General features: G+C 70.6%; 18 protein-coding genes. 11 read left to right on the forward strand and 7 right to left on the reverse strand.

The window, feature by feature from the left end; all coding sequences use genetic code 11:
- Window positions 1–110 precede the first annotated feature (110 nt).
- The 3 genes from K377_RS31835 to moaA all read left to right on the forward strand — a co-directional run bounded on the left by K377_RS31835 (window position 111) and on the right by moaA (window position 3,257).
- Window positions 111–479 carry a DUF485 domain-containing protein gene (locus tag K377_RS31835; protein ID WP_111667038.1) on the forward strand — a complete coding sequence of 123 codons (369 nt, stop codon included), beginning with the start codon at window positions 111–113 and terminating at the stop codon, window positions 477–479.
- Window positions 476–2,107 (forward strand): cation acetate symporter, encoded by a 1,632-nt coding sequence (locus K377_RS31840; RefSeq protein WP_111667039.1) that lies wholly within the window; start codon window positions 476–478, stop codon window positions 2,105–2,107. Before K377_RS31835 ends, K377_RS31840 begins: the two co-directional genes overlap by 4 nt.
- Before the next feature lie 160 nt (window positions 2,108–2,267).
- Window positions 2,268–3,257 (forward strand): GTP 3',8-cyclase MoaA, encoded by a 990-nt coding sequence (gene moaA / locus K377_RS31845; RefSeq protein ID WP_111667040.1) that lies wholly within the window; start codon window positions 2,268–2,270, stop codon window positions 3,255–3,257.
- A gap of 30 nt (window positions 3,258–3,287) precedes the next feature.
- Here the strand turns inward: moaA and K377_RS31850 are convergent, their stop codons facing one another.
- Together K377_RS31850 and K377_RS31855 are read right to left on the reverse strand one after the other, a co-directional pair.
- On the reverse strand, window positions 3,288–3,542 hold the full coding sequence (locus K377_RS31850) for a hypothetical protein (protein ID WP_111667041.1): 255 nt from the start codon (window positions 3,540–3,542) through the stop codon (window positions 3,288–3,290).
- 269 nt (window positions 3,543–3,811) lie between these two features.
- Window positions 3,812–4,162: a DUF3099 domain-containing protein gene (locus K377_RS31855; RefSeq protein ID WP_111667042.1), complete on the reverse strand. Its 351-nt coding sequence runs from the start codon at window positions 4,160–4,162 to the stop codon at window positions 3,812–3,814.
- A gap of 230 nt (window positions 4,163–4,392) precedes the next feature.
- On the opposite strand from K377_RS31855, the gene K377_RS31860 reads away from it, so the two are divergent.
- Entirely contained in the window at window positions 4,393–4,668 is a 276-nt protein-coding gene (locus K377_RS31860) for a GlsB/YeaQ/YmgE family stress response membrane protein (protein ID WP_111667043.1), read from the forward strand.
- A gap of 91 nt (window positions 4,669–4,759) precedes the next feature.
- Here K377_RS31860 and tyrS read toward each other — a convergent pair whose 3' ends face one another.
- The 3 genes from tyrS to K377_RS31875 all read right to left on the reverse strand — a co-directional run bounded on the left by tyrS (window position 4,760) and on the right by K377_RS31875 (window position 9,014).
- Window positions 4,760–6,034 carry a tyrosine--tRNA ligase gene (gene tyrS, locus K377_RS31865; protein WP_111667044.1) on the reverse strand — a complete coding sequence of 425 codons (1,275 nt, stop codon included), beginning with the start codon at window positions 6,032–6,034 and terminating at the stop codon, window positions 4,760–4,762.
- 65 nt (window positions 6,035–6,099) lie between these two features.
- Window positions 6,100–7,494: a metallopeptidase TldD-related protein gene (locus K377_RS31870; RefSeq protein WP_111667045.1), complete on the reverse strand. Its 1,395-nt coding sequence runs from the start codon at window positions 7,492–7,494 to the stop codon at window positions 6,100–6,102.
- Window positions 7,491–9,014: a TldD/PmbA family protein gene (locus K377_RS31875; RefSeq protein WP_111667046.1), complete on the reverse strand. Its 1,524-nt coding sequence runs from the start codon at window positions 9,012–9,014 to the stop codon at window positions 7,491–7,493. Before K377_RS31875 ends, K377_RS31870 begins: the two co-directional genes overlap by 4 nt.
- A 204-nt stretch (window positions 9,015–9,218) precedes the next feature.
- Between K377_RS31875 and fabG the strand changes: the two genes are divergently transcribed.
- The 3 genes from fabG (at window position 9,219) to K377_RS31890 (ending at window position 11,155) form a co-directional block, all read left to right on the forward strand.
- Complete coding sequence (gene fabG / locus K377_RS31880) at window positions 9,219–9,938, forward strand: 3-oxoacyl-[acyl-carrier-protein] reductase (protein WP_111667047.1); 720 nt, start codon at window positions 9,219–9,221, stop codon at window positions 9,936–9,938.
- Window positions 9,939–9,943: 5 nt separating this feature from the next.
- Window positions 9,944–10,729, forward strand: a complete 786-nt coding sequence (gene fabI / locus K377_RS31885) for an enoyl-ACP reductase FabI (protein ID WP_111667048.1) — start codon at window positions 9,944–9,946, stop codon at window positions 10,727–10,729.
- Between the two features lie 81 nt (window positions 10,730–10,810).
- The gene (locus K377_RS31890) at window positions 10,811–11,155 is read left to right on the forward strand and encodes a hypothetical protein (protein WP_111667049.1); all 345 of its coding nucleotides are present in this window, start codon (window positions 10,811–10,813) and stop codon (window positions 11,153–11,155) included.
- Here the strand turns inward: K377_RS31890 and K377_RS31895 are convergent.
- On the reverse strand, window positions 11,130–11,825 hold the full coding sequence (locus K377_RS31895) for a FadR/GntR family transcriptional regulator (RefSeq protein ID WP_111667050.1): 696 nt from the start codon (window positions 11,823–11,825) through the stop codon (window positions 11,130–11,132). The two genes, K377_RS31890 and K377_RS31895, sit on opposite strands and share 26 nt — an antisense overlap.
- A gap of 103 nt (window positions 11,826–11,928) precedes the next feature.
- Between K377_RS31895 and K377_RS31900 the strand changes: the two genes are divergently transcribed.
- The 4 genes from K377_RS31900 to K377_RS31910 all read left to right on the forward strand — a co-directional run bounded on the left by K377_RS31900 (window position 11,929) and on the right by K377_RS31910 (window position 14,455).
- Complete coding sequence (locus K377_RS31900) at window positions 11,929–13,260, forward strand: MFS transporter (protein ID WP_181512689.1); 1,332 nt, start codon at window positions 11,929–11,931, stop codon at window positions 13,258–13,260.
- A 29-nt stretch (window positions 13,261–13,289) separates the two neighbouring features.
- On the forward strand, window positions 13,290–13,409 hold the full coding sequence (locus K377_RS42490; protein WP_258395194.1) for an SGM_5486 family transporter-associated protein: 120 nt from the start codon (window positions 13,290–13,292) through the stop codon (window positions 13,407–13,409).
- Window positions 13,410–13,626: 217 nt separating this feature from the next.
- Entirely contained in the window at window positions 13,627–13,833 is a 207-nt protein-coding gene (locus K377_RS31905) for a hypothetical protein (RefSeq protein WP_111667052.1), read from the forward strand.
- Between the two features lie 103 nt (window positions 13,834–13,936).
- Window positions 13,937–14,455 carry a histidine phosphatase family protein gene (locus tag K377_RS31910; RefSeq protein WP_111667053.1) on the forward strand — a complete coding sequence of 173 codons (519 nt, stop codon included), beginning with the start codon at window positions 13,937–13,939 and terminating at the stop codon, window positions 14,453–14,455.
- A gap of 82 nt (window positions 14,456–14,537) precedes the next feature.
- On the opposite strand, the gene serB is transcribed toward K377_RS31910, so the two are convergent.
- Entirely contained in the window at window positions 14,538–15,785 is a 1,248-nt protein-coding gene (gene serB / locus K377_RS31915; protein ID WP_111667054.1) for a phosphoserine phosphatase SerB, read from the reverse strand.
- Between the last annotated feature and the right edge of the window lie 129 nt (window positions 15,786–15,914).

Consider the following 15,914-nt stretch of genomic DNA (forward strand, 5'->3'; position numbering starts at 1 on the left):
CGTCACCATGAGGTCCGAGAACACGTATGCCCGCACAGCAAGAGTCGCCCGCGACTCCCGCAACTCCCCCTGATCAGTTCCCGAAAGCACCCGCACCACGAGGAGACTCCGTGGCCACCGACGCACCACCACCGCAGAAGGGCAGTCCGGACGAGCCCCGCGCGCTGCCCTCCACCGAGGAGTTCACCGAGGTGCAGCAGAGCGCGGAGTTCGGCGAACTGCGCCACGCGCACCGCTCGTTCGCCTTCCCGCTCACCATCGCGTTCATCGCCTGGTATCTCGTGTACGTCCTGCTGTCCAACTACGCGGGCGACTTCATGGGCACCAAGGTCGTCGGCAACATCAACGTCGCCCTCGTCCTCGGCCTCGCCCAGTTCCTCACCACGTTCCTCATCGCCTGGTGGTACTCGCGGCACGCCGCGACGAAGCTCGACCCCAAGGCCGACGCCATCAAGTCCCGTATGGAGGGCGGCGCATGAGCCCCGTCACGTCTCAGTTCACGCTGGCCGCCGCCGCCGACGCGAGCGAGCACCGTCCGCTGATCATCACCCTGTTCTCGGTCTTCGTCGTGGCCACCCTCGTCATCACCGTATGGGCGGGCCGCCAGACCAAGAGCGCCTCCGACTTCTACGCGGGCGGACGGCAGTTCACCGCCTTCCAGAACGGCCTCGCGGTCTCCGGCGACTACATGTCCGCCGCGTCCTTCCTCGGCATCGCGGGCGCCATCGCCCTCTTCGGCTACGACGGCTTCCTCTACTCCATCGGCTTCCTGGTCGCATGGCTCGTCGCCCTGCTCCTGGTCGCCGAACCGCTGCGCAACTCCGGCCGCTACACGATGGGCGACGTGCTCGCCTACCGGATGCGCCAGCGCCCGGTCCGTACCGCCGCCGGCACCTCCACCATCGTCGTCTCCATCTTCTATCTGCTCGCGCAGATGGCGGGCGCGGGCGTCCTGGTCTCGCTGCTGCTCGGCATCACCACCGACGCGGGCAAGGTCGGCATCGTCGCGCTCGTCGGCGTCCTGATGATCGTGTACGTCACCATCGGCGGCATGAAGGGCACCACCTGGGTGCAGATGGTCAAGGCCGTGCTGCTCATCGCCGGCGCCATCCTGCTCACCTTCCTGGTCCTGCTGAAGTTCAACTTCAACATCTCGGACCTGCTGGGCACCGCCGCCGAGAACAGCGGCAAGGGCTCGCCCTTCCTGGAGCCGGGCCTGAAGTACGGCGCCACGGCCACCTCGAAGATCGACTTCCTGTCGCTCGGCATCGCGCTCGTCCTCGGCACCGCCGGACTGCCGCACATCCTGATCCGCTTCTACACGGTGCCGACCGCCAAGGCCGCCCGTAAGTCGGTCAACTGGGCCATCGGCATCATCGGCGTCTTCTACCTGATGACCCTCGCGCTCGGCTTCGGCGCCGCCGCGCTCATCAAGCCGGACGAGATCATCGCCTCGAACAAGGCGGGCAACACCGCGGCTCCGCTGCTCGCCCTCCATCTGGGCGGCGTCGACTCCAGCTGGGGCGCGATCCTGCTGGCGTCCATCTCGGCCGTCGCCTTCGCCACGATCCTCGCGGTCGTCGCGGGCCTGACCCTGGCCTCGTCGTCGTCCTTCGCGCACGACATCTACGCCAACGTCATCAAGAAGGGCCAGGCGACCGAGAAGCAGGAGATGCGGGCCGCCCGCTGGGCCACGGTCTTCATCGGCATCGTCTCGATCGCCCTCGGCGCGCTCTCCCGCGACCTGAACGTGGCGGGCCTGGTCGCCCTGGCCTTCGCCGTGGCCGCCTCCGCGAACCTGCCGACGATCCTCTACAGCCTCTTCTGGAAGCGCTTCAACACCAACGGCGCGCTGTGGTCGATCTACGGCGGCCTGTTCACCGCCGTCTTCCTGGTGCTCTTCTCGCCGGTCGTCTCCGGCAAGGAGACGTCGATGTTCAAGGGGGCCGACTTCGACTGGTTCCCGCTGGAGAACCCGGGCCTCATCTCGATCCCCGTCGGTTTCCTGCTCGGCATCATCGGCACCTACCTGGCCAAGGACAAGGCCGACGCGGGCAAGTACGCGGAGCTGGAGGTGCGCTCCCTCACGGGTACCGGCGCCCACTGATCCGGCGGTTCCTCCCGTGCCCCCGTCGCAGCGAGCTGGTAGCTCTCTACGACGGGGGCACGGCACGCTCGTGGGATCACCGGAGGGTCCGTGTCGGACCCGTCACGTAGGCTCGGAGACTGTCAGGCCTTACACGCACGACAAGAGGGAGGGGGCCCACGTGCTCATCGACACCTACGGCCGGGTGGCCACCGACCTGCGGGTCTCGCTGACCGACCGCTGCAATCTCCGGTGCACCTACTGCATGCCCGAAGAGGGGCTGCAGTGGCTGGGCAAGTCGGATCTGCTGACCGACGACGAGATCGTCCGTCTCATCCGGATCGCCGTCACGCATCTGGGCATCACCGAGGTCCGCTTCACCGGCGGCGAGCCCCTGCTGCGGCCCGGTCTGGTCGGCATCGTCGAGCGGGTCGCCGCCCTGGAGCCCCGCCCCCAGATGTCCCTGACGACGAACGGCATCGGGCTGAAGCGCACCGCCGCCGCCCTGAAGCAGGCGGGCCTGGACCGGGTGAACGTGTCGCTGGACACGCTGCGCCCCGACGTCTTCAAGACGCTGACCCGCCGCGACCGCCACAAGGACGTCATCGAGGGACTCGCCGCCGCGCACGAGGCGGGCCTGACCCCGGTGAAGATCAATTCGGTCCTGATGCCGGGGCTGAACGAGGAGGAGGCGCCCGACCTCCTCGCCTGGGCCGTCGAGCACGACTACGAGCTGCGGTTCATCGAGCAGATGCCGCTGGACGCCCAGCACGGCTGGAAGCGCGAGGGCATGGTCACCGCCGGTGACATCCTGGCCTCCCTGCGCACCCGCTTCGAGCTGACAGCCGAGGAGTCGGGGGAGCGCGGCTCCGCCCCGGCCGAGCGCTGGACCGTCGACGGCGGGCCGCACCGCGTCGGGGTCATCGCCTCGGTGACCCGCCCCTTCTGCGCGGCCTGCGACCGCACCCGCCTCACCGCCGACGGCCAGGTCCGCACCTGCCTGTTCGCCCGGGAGGAGACGGATCTGCGCGCGGCCCTGCGCTCCGAGGCGCCGGACGAGGACATCGCCCGCATCTGGAAGCTCGCGATGTGGGGCAAGAAGGCAGGCTCGGGCCTCGACGACCCGACGTTCCTGCAGCCCGACCGCCCGATGTCGGCGATCGGCGGCTGACCGGCCGAGTACCGACTGCTGACCGGTGGGTCAGTCCTGCCGCTCGGCGGACTCCCACTCGGCCAGTGTCACGACGTCCTTGAGGAACCCGCGCACGCCGAGGAACTGGGAGAGGTGCTCGCGGTGCTCGTCGCACGCGAGCCAGGTCTTGCGGCGCTCCGGCGTGTGCAGCTTCGGGTTGTTCCACGCCAGCACCCACACCGCGTCGGCACGGCAGCCCTTGGCCGAGCACTGCGGGGTCGTGGGGGAGGGCGGGGTCGGCCCGGACAGGTTCGCGAGATTCACGCCTCAACCTTAAAGGGCCCGGAAAACCCGCAGGAAAGCCCGTCGGGCAGGCCGTCGAAAAGCTCCGGGAAAAGGCGACGCCGAGCAGCCACGGGGGGAGCTGCCCGGCGTCGGTCCGTCGCTCCGACGGGGGATGCGGAGCGCGTACGCAGTATGTCACGCGCGACCCCGTACCCGGCACCGGAACCACATGATTGATCTGAGCTTTTCTTGAGCTTTGTCGACCAGTCGTACCGCGCCCCCGAGAGGGCCGCGGACAGTGCCGAGGGCTATGCCCGGTCTTCCGGGACGGATTCCGCCGGACCCGCCGCGGGCGTCGGCGCGATCATCGGCCGCGAGGGCGCCGGTACGAAGGTCGACGGCAGGTTCGGCGCGTTCTCCCGGCCGGCGTTGGCGATCACCACGGCCACGTAGGGAAGGAAGGCGCCGAGCACCAGGGTCACGATGGCGACGGGCCGCTCGATGTCCCACAGCACCGCCGTGGCGATCACCGCGAGCGTGCGGATCCCCATCGAGATGACGTACCGGCGCTGCCGCCCGCGCACGTCCTCCGCGAGCCCCTGCCGGGCTCCGGTGATCCGGAAAACCTGTGCTCCGCCGCTGTCACTGCGCTTCCGCATCACATTCCACCACCCGCCGGCTTCGCCGGACGCTCCCCGGTCCGGACCGCAACCACGTTACGCCGGGGCTGCGTCCGCTACGAGACCGGGGCAGCCCTGACCTGGGCGCGGCCACTGCGCCGTACCACGTATGGGGTGCCCCGACATGCGCCGTACGGAGTACGGCCGGAGACTGATCGCACGTGAGTGGCGCAGGCCGCGCACTCCGCGCCGCTTGAGGAGGCGATGTCATGAGTTGGTTGTGGGCGATCATCGTGGGTCTGGTTCTGGGCCTGATCGCGAAGGCGATTCTGCCGGGCAAGCAGCAGATCCCGCTGTGGCTGACGACGGTCTTCGGCATCATCGGCAGCGTTCTCGGCAACTGGGCGGCCACGGGCCTCGGCGTCAACGACACCAAGGGCATCGACTGGATCCGCCATCTGCTCCAGCTGATCGGCGCCGTCGTCGTCGTCGCGGTGGGCGACATGGCGTGGACGGCACTGCGGGGCAACAAACGACGGGCCTAGCGCCGGTCGCGCGCCGAACGACCGAGGGCGCTGCCCCTTCCGCCCGGCGGAAGCGACAGCGCCCTCGGCGCTGCTCCGTACTGCTGGGACGCTAGGCGCCCTTGACCTCGACGGCCGCGAGGTTCTTCTTGCCGCGGCGCAGGACCAGCCAGCGCCCGTGCAGCAGATCCGCCGTGGCCGGTACGTGGTCCTCGGCGGCGACCTTGACGTTGTTCACGTAGGCGCCGCCCTCCTTCACGGTCCGCCGCGCGGCCGACTTGCTGGCCACGAGGCCGACCTCGGCGAACAGGTCGACGACCGGACCGAGCTCGGTGACCTCGGCCTTCGGCAGCTCCGACAGGGCGGCGGCGAGCGTCGCCTCGTCCAGATCCGCCAGATTGCCGTCGCCCTGACCGAACAGCGCCTTCGACGCGGAGATCACGGCTGCCGTCTGGTCGGCGCCGTGCACCAGGGTCGTCAGCTCCTCGGCCAGCGCGCGCTGGGCCGCGCGGGCCTGCGGGCGCTCCTCGGTCTGCGCCTCCAGCGCCTCCAGCTCCTCGCGGGACTTGAAGGACAGGATCCGCATGTACGTCGAGACGTCACGGTCGTCCACGTTCAGCCAGAACTGGTAGAACGCGTACGGCGTGGTCATGTCCGCGTCCAGCCAGACGGCGCCGCCCTCGGTCTTGCCGAACTTGGTGCCGTCGGCCTTCACCATCAGCGGCGTCGCGATGCAGTGCGCCGTCGCCTCCGGCTCCAGGCGGTGGATCAGGTCGAGACCGGCCGTGAGGTTGCCCCACTGGTCGGAGCCGCCCTGCTGGAGCGTGCAGCCGTAGCGCCGGTACAGCTCCAGGAAGTCCATGCCCTGGAGCAGCTGGTAGCTGAACTCCGTGTAGCTGATGCCCTCCTGCGACTCCAGGCGCCGGGCCACGGAGTCCTTGGTCAGCATCTTGTTGACCCGGAAGTGCTTGCCGATGTCGCGCAGGAACTCGATCGCGGACATCCCGGCGGTCCAGTCCAGGTTGTTCACCATGACCGCCGCGTTCTCGCCCTCGAAGTCGAGGAAGGGCTCGATCTGCGAGCGCAGCCGGGTCACCCAGTTCGCGATGGTCTCCGGGTCGTTCAGCGTGCGCTCCGCCGTCGGGCGCGGGTCGCCGATCTGGCCCGTGGCGCCGCCGACCAGCGCCAGCGGGCGCAGGCCCGCCTGCTGGAGGCGGCGCATGGTGAGCACCTGCACCAGGTGTCCGACGTGCAGGGAGGCCGCGGTCGGGTCGAAGCCGCAATAGAACGTGATCGGACCGTCCGCGAGCGCCTTGCGCAGTGCGTCCTCGTCAGTGGACTGGGCCCACAGCCCACGCCACTTCAGCTCGTCGACGATGTCCGTCACGGTTCCGGGTCTCCTTGAACAGTTCTGATGGGTGCCCGACCAGTCTATGGGCGATCGGAAAGCGCTCAGACGCCCTGGCTGACCGAGCTCATGTTGAAGTCCGGCACCCGCAGGGCCGGCATCGCAGCCCTAGTGAACCAGTCGCCCCACTCGCGCGGCAGCGTCTTTTCCGTGCGCCCGGCCTCGGTGGCCCGCCGCAGCAGGTCGACCGGCGACTCGTTGAACCGGAAGTTGTTCACCTCGCCCACGACCTCGCCGTTCTCCACCAGGTACACGCCGTCGCGGGTCAGCCCGGTCAGCAGCAGCGTCGCCGGGTCGACCTCGCGGATGTACCACAGGCAGGTCAGCAGCAGCCCGCGCTCCGTGGCGGCGACCATCTCCTCCAGCGATCTGCCCGAGCCGCCGTCCAGGATCAGGTTGTCCCCGGCGGGCGCGACGGGCAGCCCGGTCAGCGCGGCGCTGTGCCGGGTCGTCGTCAGGTGCTTCAGCTCGCCGCCGGAGATCCAGTCCGTGGCGGTGACCGGCAGCCCGTTGTCGAAGACGGACGCGTCGTCCCCCGAGGTGTGGGCGAGGACGAACGGCGCGCACTCCAGGCCCGGCGCGTGCGGATCGCTGCGCAGCGTCAGCGGCAGCTCGCTGAGCCGGTCGCCGACGCGGGTGCCGCCGCCGGGCCTGCTGAACACGGTCCTGCCCTCGGCGGCGTCCCGCGCCCCCGCCGACCACAGCAGATAGATCAGCAGATCGGCGACGGCGGTGGGCGGCAGCAGCGTCTCGTAGCGGCCCGCGGGCAGCTCGATCCTGCGCTCGGCCCAGCCGAGCCGGGTGGCCAGCTCGGCGTCCATCGCGGCCGGGTCGACGTCCTTGAAGTCCCGCGTGGAGCGCCCCGCCCAGGCGGAGCGCCGGCGGTCCGGCGACTTGGCGTTCAGCTCCAGCGTCCCGTTCGGCTGGTCGTGGCGCAGCCGCAGCCCCGTCGACGTACCGAGGTAGCTGGAGGTCAGCTCGTGGTTGGCGAAGCCGTACAGCTCGCGCCCGCCCGCCCGGGCCCGCGCGAACGCCTCGCCCAGCGCGGGCGCGAACTCCTCGAACACGGCCGACGAGGTCTCGGCCGGGGCCTCCGTGAACCCGGAGGACCGCGGTACGCCGTCGACCAGCGGCTGCGCGTCCTCGGCGGGCCCGGCCTTGGCGGCGGCCTCCTCGGCGGCGCGGACCAGCGGTTCGAGGTCGGCGGCGGTCACGGCGGACCGGGACACGACACCCGTCGCCGTGCCCTCCTTGCCGTCGACGGTCGCGACGACGGTGAGGGTGCGGCCGCGCGTCACGCCGTTCGTGGTCAGCGCGTTGCCCGCCCAGCGGAGATTGGCGGTCGAGGTCTCGTCGGCGATGACGACGCAACTGTCGGCCCGCGACAGCTCCAGGGCACGCTCGACGGTCTCGTGGGGCTTGCTGCTACGAGGGCTCATCGACCCGCCTCCTGCGTCGTATTGAGAATGTTGACGCCCTTGAACAGTGCGCTGGGACAGCCGTGCGAGACGGCGGCGACCTGGCCGGGCTGGGCCTTGCCGCAGTTGAAGGCACCGCCGAGGACATAGGTCTGCGGGCCGCCGACCGCCGCCATGGAGCCCCAGAAGTCGGTCGTCGTCGCCTGGTAGGCGAAGTCCCGCACCTGCCCGGCGAGCCGCCCGCCGCGGATCGCGTACGCCCGCTGCGCGGTGAACTGGAAGTTGTACCGCTGCATGTCGATCGACCAGGACCGGTCGCCGACCAGGTACAGCCCGTTGTCCACCCCGGAGATCAGGTCCTCGGTCGACAGGCCGCCGGGATCGGGCTGCAACGACACGTTCGCCATCCGCTGTACGGGCACGTGCCCGGGGGAGTCGGCGTACGCGCACCCGTTGGACCGGTCGAACCCGGTGAGCCGCGCGATCCTGCGGTCGAGCTGGTACCCGACGAGCGTCCCGTCCTTCACCAGGTCCCAGGACTGCCCGGCCACGCCCTCGTCGTCGTAGCCGATGGTGGCGAGCCCGTGCTCGGCGGTCCTGTCGCCCGTCACGTTCATGATCTCGGAGCCGTACTTGAGCTTCCCGAGCTGGTCGAACGTGGCGAAGGAGGTGCCCGCGTACGCCGCCTCGTAGCCGAGCGCGCGGTCCAGCTCGGTGGCGTGCCCGATGGACTCGTGGATGGTCAGCCAGAGATTGGACGGGTCCACGACCAGGTCGTAACTGCCCGCTCTGACACTCGGCGCCCGCATCTTCTCGGCGAGCAGCTCCGGGATCTCGGCCAGCTCCCGCTCCCAGTCCCAGCCCGTCCCCGTCAGGTACTCCCAGCCCCGGCCGACCGGCGGCGCCACGGTGCGCATCGAGTCGAACTCGCCGCTGGAGTCGTCCACGGCGACCGCGGTGAGCTGGGGGTGCAGCCGGACCCGCTGCTGGGTCGTCACGGTCCCGGCCGTGTCGGCGTAGAACTTGTTCTCGTGGACGGCGAGCAGCGAGGCGTCGACATGGCTGACCCCGTCGGCCGCGAGCAGCCGCGCGCTCCAGTCGGCGAGCAGTCCGGCCCGCTCCTCCTCGGGCACCGAGAAGGGATCGACCTCGTACGAGGAGATCCAGGTCCTGTCGTCGTGGACCGGCTCGGCGGCCAGTTCGACGCGCTCGTCGGAGCCCGCCGCCTTCAGCACCGTCGCGCTCAGCTTGGCCATCTGCACGGCCTGCGAGGCGACCTTCGCCGCGGCGTCCATCGTCAGGTCGACCCCGGAGGCGAAGCCCCATGTGCCGCCGTGCACCACCCGCACCGCGTACCCGAGGTCGGTGGTGTCGGAGGACCCGGCCGGCCGGGCGTCCCTCAGGCGGACCGCGGCGCCGCGCACCCGCTCGAAGCGGAAGTCCGCGTGCTCGGCGCCCAAAGCACGGGCGCGGGCGAGCGCCGCGTCGGCCAGGGCCCGCAGCGGCAGCGCCGTGAAGGCTTCATCGATCGTATGGGGCACAGGGCCTCCCTGCTCATCGCGGTTGTCGCGTTTCCTCGCCACAGGCGGGCTCTGATCATGTCGCGGGACAGGGGTGCGCGGCCAGACCTTTCTGTAGGGACCCGACAGTGAGTCGAGTACGCCACTGTCGGTGGTCGATTCTCCGTACCAAGGGTCGTACCGATAGGTTTCGAAGACCACCACCGCTATCGAAAGGGTGATCCGTTGAGCCGCTCGGTTCTCGTCACCGGAGGAAACCGGGGCATCGGCCTCGCCATCGCCCGTGCCTTCGTCGAGGCAGGCGACAAGGTCGCGTTCACCTACCGCTCGGGCGAGCCACCCAAGGAGCTCATCGACGCCGGGGCGCTCGCCGTCAAGTGCGACATCACCGACACCGAGCAGGTGGAGCAGGCCTACAAGGAGATCGAGGAGAAGCACGGCAACGTCGAGGTGCTCGTCGCCAACGCCGGCGTCACCAAGGACCAGCTCCTCATGCGCATGTCCGAGGAGGACTTCACGTCCGTCCTCGACACCAACCTCACCGGCACCTTCCGGGTCGTGAAGCGTGCCAACCGCGGCATGCTGCGCGCCAAGAAGGGCCGCGTCGTGCTGATCTCCTCCGTCGTCGGCCTGCTCGGCTCCGCGGGGCAGGCGAACTACGCCGCCTCGAAGGCGGGTCTGGTCGGTTTCGCGCGTTCCCTCGCCCGTGAGCTGGGGTCGCGCAACATCACCTTCAACGTCGTCGCCCCGGGTTTTGTCGACACCGACATGACCCAGGCCCTGACCGACGAGCAGCGCGCCGGCATCGTGTCGCAGGTGCCGCTCGGCCGGTACGCGAAGGTCGAGGAGATCGCCGGAGTGGTGAAGTTCCTGACCTCCGACGACGCCTCGTACATCACTGGAGCCGTCATCCCGGTTGACGGCGGATTGGGCATGGGTCACTGAGAACGATGACTAGTACTGGCGGAATCCTCGAGGGCAAGCGGATCCTCATCACCGGTGTGCTGATGGAGTCCTCCATCGCCTTCCACGCCGCGAAGCTGGCGCAGGAGCAGGGCGCGGAGATCATCCTCACCGCCTGGCCGCGGCCGACGCTGACCGAGCGCATCGCCAAGAAGCTGCCCCAGCCCGACAAGGTCAAGGTGCTGGAGCTCGATGTCTCGAACGACGAGCACCTCGCCCGCCTGGAGGGCCAGGTCCGTGAGCACCTCGGCGACCGTCTCGACGGCGTCGTGCACTCCATCGGCTTCGCGCCGCAGGACGCGCTCGGCGGCAACTTCCTGAACACGCCGTTCGAGTCCGTGGCCACCGCCATGCACGTCTCCGCCTTCTCCCTGAAGTCGCTGACGATGGCGCTGCTGCCGCTGATGACGGAGGGCGGCAGCGTCGTCGGCCTCACCTTCGACGCCCAGTTCGCCTGGCCGCAGTACGACTGGATGGGCCCGGCCAAGGCCGCCCTGGAGGCCACCAGCCGCTACATGGCGCGCGACCTCGGCAAGCACGACATCCGCAGCAACCTGGTGTCGGCCGGCCCGCTCGGCTCGATGGCCGCCAAGTCCATCCCGGGCTTCAGCGACCTCGCCGCCGTCTGGGACTCGCGCTCCCCGCTGGAGTGGAAGCTGGACGACCCGGAGCCGGCCGGCAAGGCCATCGTGGCCCTGCTGTCGGACTGGTTCCCGAAGACCACGGGCGAGATCGTCCACGTGGACGGCGGCCTGCACGCCATCGGCGCCTGATCGAGCACGTAGCCCGTTCGGCCCACCGGCCGGGCACACACGAGGGACCTCACCGCACCCTGGGTGCGAGGAGGTCCCTTTGTGCGCCTGCCCCGACGCATAGCCCCAGCCCTCGCCGTCGTACTCCTGATCGCCGTACTCCCGTACGACGCCGCGTCCGACGAACAGCCCGCCAAGCCCGAACGTGAACTCTTCGGTGCCCAGTGCCGTATCGAGACCGACGGCTCACGCGTGAGCGCCGACTGCCACAACCCGTACCCCGGTGTCGACGCCGTCGCCCTGCACATCGAGTGCGCCCCGTGGTGGGACATCGACACCGACTCGGCGCCGCGGGAGGTGGGCCCCGCCGAGACGGTGCGGCTCGACGGGCGGTGCTGGAAGAAGGTGCGGGACGTGTGGGTCAGCCACCGGAGGGCAGGGCGGTGAACCGCCCCGGGCGGCACAGGAACGGATAGCCCGCCGCCTCCGTGGCCGCGGCCTCCGCGTCGCCGTCCCGGATCGCGTCGACGAGCCCCGCGTGGTCCATGTGGTTCTCCGCGGTGAGCCGCTCGCCCACGTCCTCGCGCAGCCAGTCCCGCAGCACCTCGCCGAGGTCCGCGTACATCGCCGTCATCACGTCGTTGTGGGACGCCGCCACCACGGCCATGTGGAACGTCGCGTCCGCCGTCACGAACGCCTCCGTGTCGCCCGACTCCCACGCCTCCTCACGGCGTACGAGCAGCGCGTCCAGCTGCTTCAGATCGCGCTCCGTGCGCCGCACGGCGGCCAGCTTCGCCGCGCTGGACTCCAGCGTGGAGCGCAGCTCCGCGATGTGCCGCGGATCGGCCTCGGCGAACCGGCGCTGCATCACCCCGGCCAGCTCGCTCGTCGCCACGACGTACGTGCCCGAGCCCTGCCGGATGTCCAGCAGCCCGTTGTGCGCGAGGGCGCGCACCGCCTCCCGCACCGTGTTCCGCGCCACACCCAGCTGCTCCACCAGCTCCGGCTCCGTCGGGATCCGGGAGCCCACCGGCCACTCGCCCGAGGAGATCTGGGCGCGCAGGGCGGAGATGACCTGCTCGGAGAGGGCCGAGCGCCTGGGGGAGGTCAGCGGCATGGCGTTCCTTCGTGCGGACGGACTGTGAACAGTAGCGAACCGGCGGCACAACCGACGGAACCGATTGGACAGTCAATCATCCCATGATTCTAAGATGGGTCTCATGGCTAGTGAGGACACCCCGACGATGGCGCCGCCGAGCACCGACTCCCCGATCTCCCGCGACCTGCGTGAACAGGACGATCTCCAAGGGAAGGACGTTCTTCAACAGAAGGACGACGGTGCGGCTCCGCGCGCGTGGGCGATACGCCTCGTCACCGTCGGCATCGTCCTCGCCGCCCTGAACCTGCGGCCGGCCATCACCAGCCTCGGCGCCCTCCTCGAAGAGGTCCGCGACGGGCTCGGCATGAGCGGCAGCCTCGCCGGACTGCTCACCTCCGTACCGCCGCTCTGCTTCGCCGTCTTCGGCGTCATGGCACCGCGGTTCGCCAAGCGGTTCGGAGCGGGCGCCGTCGTCTGCTTCGGCATGGCCGCGATCACCGCGGGCCTGATCATCCGCCCCTACACCGGCAACACCGTCGGGTTCCTGGTCGCCAGCGCCCTCGCCCTCATGGGCATCGCGGTCAGCAACGTCCTGATGCCCGTCATCGTCAAGCGCTGGTTCCCCGACCGCGTCGGCTCCATGACCGGCCTCTACTCGATGGCACTCGCCGCCGGCACCTCGCTCGCCGCCGCCGCGACCGTGCCCATGACCGACGGTCTCGGCGGCAGCTGGCAGACCGGGCTCGCCGTGTGGGCCGCGCTCGGCGCCGTCGCCCTGCTGGCCTGGATCCCGCTGGTGCGCGACCGAGGCCCCGCCGAGCCGGCCGCACCGACCCGGGCCGGCCACGCCGCGGAGGACGGCCTGCGCATCACCCGCAGCCGCACCGCCTGGGCGCTCGCCGTCTTCTTCGGGCTCCAGGCCACGGCCGCGTACATCACGATGGGTTGGATGGCGCAGATCTTCCGCGACGCCGGGGTCTCCGCGTCCACCGCGGGCATCCTGCTCGCCGTCACGATGGTGATGGGCGTGCCGCTCGGCTTCGTCATCCCGCGCGTCGCCGCCCGGCTGCCCAGCCAGGGCCCGATGGTGATCGCCCTCGGCGTGTGCGGCCTCGCCGGATACGCCGGGCTCTACCTCGCCCCCGCCTCCGGCGCGTGGGCCTGGGCGATCCTGCTCGGCATCTCCAACTGCGCCTTCCCGCTGGCCCTCACCATGGTCGGCATGCGCGCCCGCACCGGCGCCGGCGTCGCCAAGCTCTCCGCGTTCGCCCAGTCCACCGGGTACCTCATCTCGATCCCGGGACCGCTCCTCGTCGGCGTCCTCTACCAGCACAGCGGCGGCTGGGGCGTGCCGATCGCGCTCATGGCCGCGCTGATGGTGCCGCAGATCGTCATCGGCGTCTTCGCGGGCCGCAACCGGACGGTCGAGGACGAACTGGCCCCCGCGTCCTGACGTTCGGGGACGGGTGCGACACTTGCCGCATGTCGCCTGTGCTCGAACCCAATCCGCAGAACGGCCAGAAGAAGCTCCTCGGAGTCCTCGGCCTGATGCTGCTCGTCACCGTCGTCGTCGCCGTCATCGCCACCCTCGCCTCACCGTGACCGGGTGACCCGCCGGCCGGGGGAGGGTGGGGTTAACTCCACCATCCCCTAGGGGGCCAGGGTCAGGGTCAACTGGGTGGATCACCGGATGGGCCCGGGGCCCCGCGATCCGTACCGTCGAAGTGTCGCTGGGAGACGGCGGCACAGCAGACGACGAAGACGTACGCGACCGGGCCGGTCGTCCGTGCGCACGGCGTCACGGATCCCGGAGGCGTTCATGTCGGCCCCCTCGCACACCCGGTCCCACCCGGCAGCTTCGGGCGGCGTCGACATCCGGCTGCCCTGGTGGGCGGTCGTCCTGCCGGCCATCGCCTTCGTGACGCTGCTCCTGCTGATCCTCAACCCGGCCGACGGCCGGGCCGCGACCGGCGACCCGTCCGTCGCCCACCTCCTGGCCCGCGCCAAGGACCTGCTGCTGCCGTAGGCCGCGGACACCGCCGAGCCCGTGTCCAGGCCCGTTCACCCCTGCCGGGCGAGCCCGTCAACTCCCTGCGCCCCGTGCCCGGTTTCGTGCGAAGCTGGGACCCATGAGCGTCGCAGAACCCCGCAGGATTGTCCTTTTCCGGCATGCCAAGGCGGACTGGCCGCAGGTCTCCGACCACGAGCGGCCGCTGGCCGAGCGCGGTCGCAGGGACGCCCCCGTCGCCGGCCGCAGGCTGGCCGACTCGGGAGTCACCTTCGACCTGGCCCTCTGCTCGACCGCCGCCCGCACCCGCGAGACCTGGAAGCTCGCCGTCGCCGAGCTGCCCGACCGCCCGAAGACCGTGTACGAGGAGCGGATCTACGAGGCGTCGCCGGGCGAGCTGATCGCCGTGCTCAACGAGACGCCGGACGAGGTGAACGACATCGTGCTGATCGGCCACAACCCCGGTGTGCAGGCCCTCACCGAGATCCTCACCGCGGACGCCGAGGGCGACGCGCGTGAGCGGCTCGACCAGCGCGGCTTCCCGACCGCCGCCTTCTCCGTGCTCACCTTCTCCGGCCCCTGGAAGGGCCTGGAACCCGGTACGGCCACGCTCGTCGACTACTGGGCGCCGAGCGAGTAGATCCCCGTACGTCCACGGACACGAGGAACACGGAAAGGGGGCCCGGCGTCGCGCCGGGCCCCCTTCGTGCCGCGTACGAGTGCTACGCGCCCTGCGCGTCCGCCGCCTCGACCTCTTCGCGCGAGATGCCCAGCAGATAGAGGACCGTGTCGAGGAACGGCACGTTCACCGCGGTGTGCGCCGCCTCGCGCACCACCGGCTTGGCGTTGAAGGCGACGCCGAGCCCCGCCGCGTTCAGCATGTCCAGATCGTTGGCGCCGTCGCCGATCGCCACGGTCTGCGCGAGCGGCACCCCGGCCGCCTCGGCGAACCGGCGCAGCAGCCGGGCCTTGCCCGCCCGGTCCACGATCTCGCCGGTGACCCGGCCGGTCAGCTTCCCGTCGACGATCTCCAGCGTGTTGGCGTGCGCGAAATCGAGGCCGAGCCGCTCCTGCAGATCATCAGTGACCTGCGTGAACCCGCCCGACACCACGCCCACTTGGTAGCCGAGACGCTTCAGCGTACGGATCAGGGTGCGGGCGCCGGGCGTGAGCCGCACCTCGCTCCTGACCTTGTCGACGACCGACGCGTCGAGCCCTTCGAGCAGCGCCACGCGCGCGTGCAGCGACTGTTCGAAGTCCAGCTCGCCGCGCATCGCCGCCGCCGTCACCTCGGCGACCTTGTCCTCGCAGCCCGCGTGCGCCGCGAACAGCTCGATGACCTCGTCCTGGATCAGCGTCGAGTCGACGTCCATCACGACGAGCCGCTGCGCGCGCCGGTGCAGCCCGGCCGCGACGACGGCCACGTCCACGCCCTGCTTCGCCGCCTCTATGGCGAGCGCCGTGCGCAGCTCCTCCGTCTCCGTGCCGGAGACGGCGAACTCCACGGCCGTGACCGGGTACTTGGCGAGCCGGAAGATACGGTCGATGTTGCCGCCGGTGTCGGTGATCGACGCGGCGATCGCGGCTGTCGACTCCGCGGTGAGCGGGTGCCCGAGCACGGTGACCAGGGAGCGGCCGGAGCCGCGCGGCCGGTTGTCACCGATGCCGGAGATGATCTCCGCCTGCATCTTCATGGACTCCGCCCAGCTGTGGACGGTGGCCCGCAGGTCGCCTGCGAGGCCGGCCGGCGGTTCGGTCACCAGGGCGCACAGCACGATGCGCCCCCGGGTGACGACCTGCTCGATGTCGACGACGTCCACGGAGTAGGCGGCGAGGGTGTCGAAGAGCCCGGCGGTGATGCCGGGCCGGTCCTTGCCGAAGATCTTGACGAGAAGAGTCGGGACGTCGGCCGGCACGGTCGGGGTGTCGGTCGGGGCATCAGCGAGGTGCTGGGGCTGCGAGGCGCTCATGATGCCCTTACGGTATCGGGCCTCTGTACGGGGGCGCGGGGGTGGTCCGAGTGCCGGACAGGTCTTGCGCTGCGGCTGCCCTCCGGGTGGGCGCGGTGCGGGCGTCTCCGAGGCGGTCCGGGTGTGTGC

It is taken from the genome of Streptomyces sp. PsTaAH-137 (genome assembly GCF_003259365.1).
Taxonomy (GTDB): domain Bacteria; phylum Actinomycetota; class Actinomycetes; order Streptomycetales; family Streptomycetaceae; genus Streptomyces.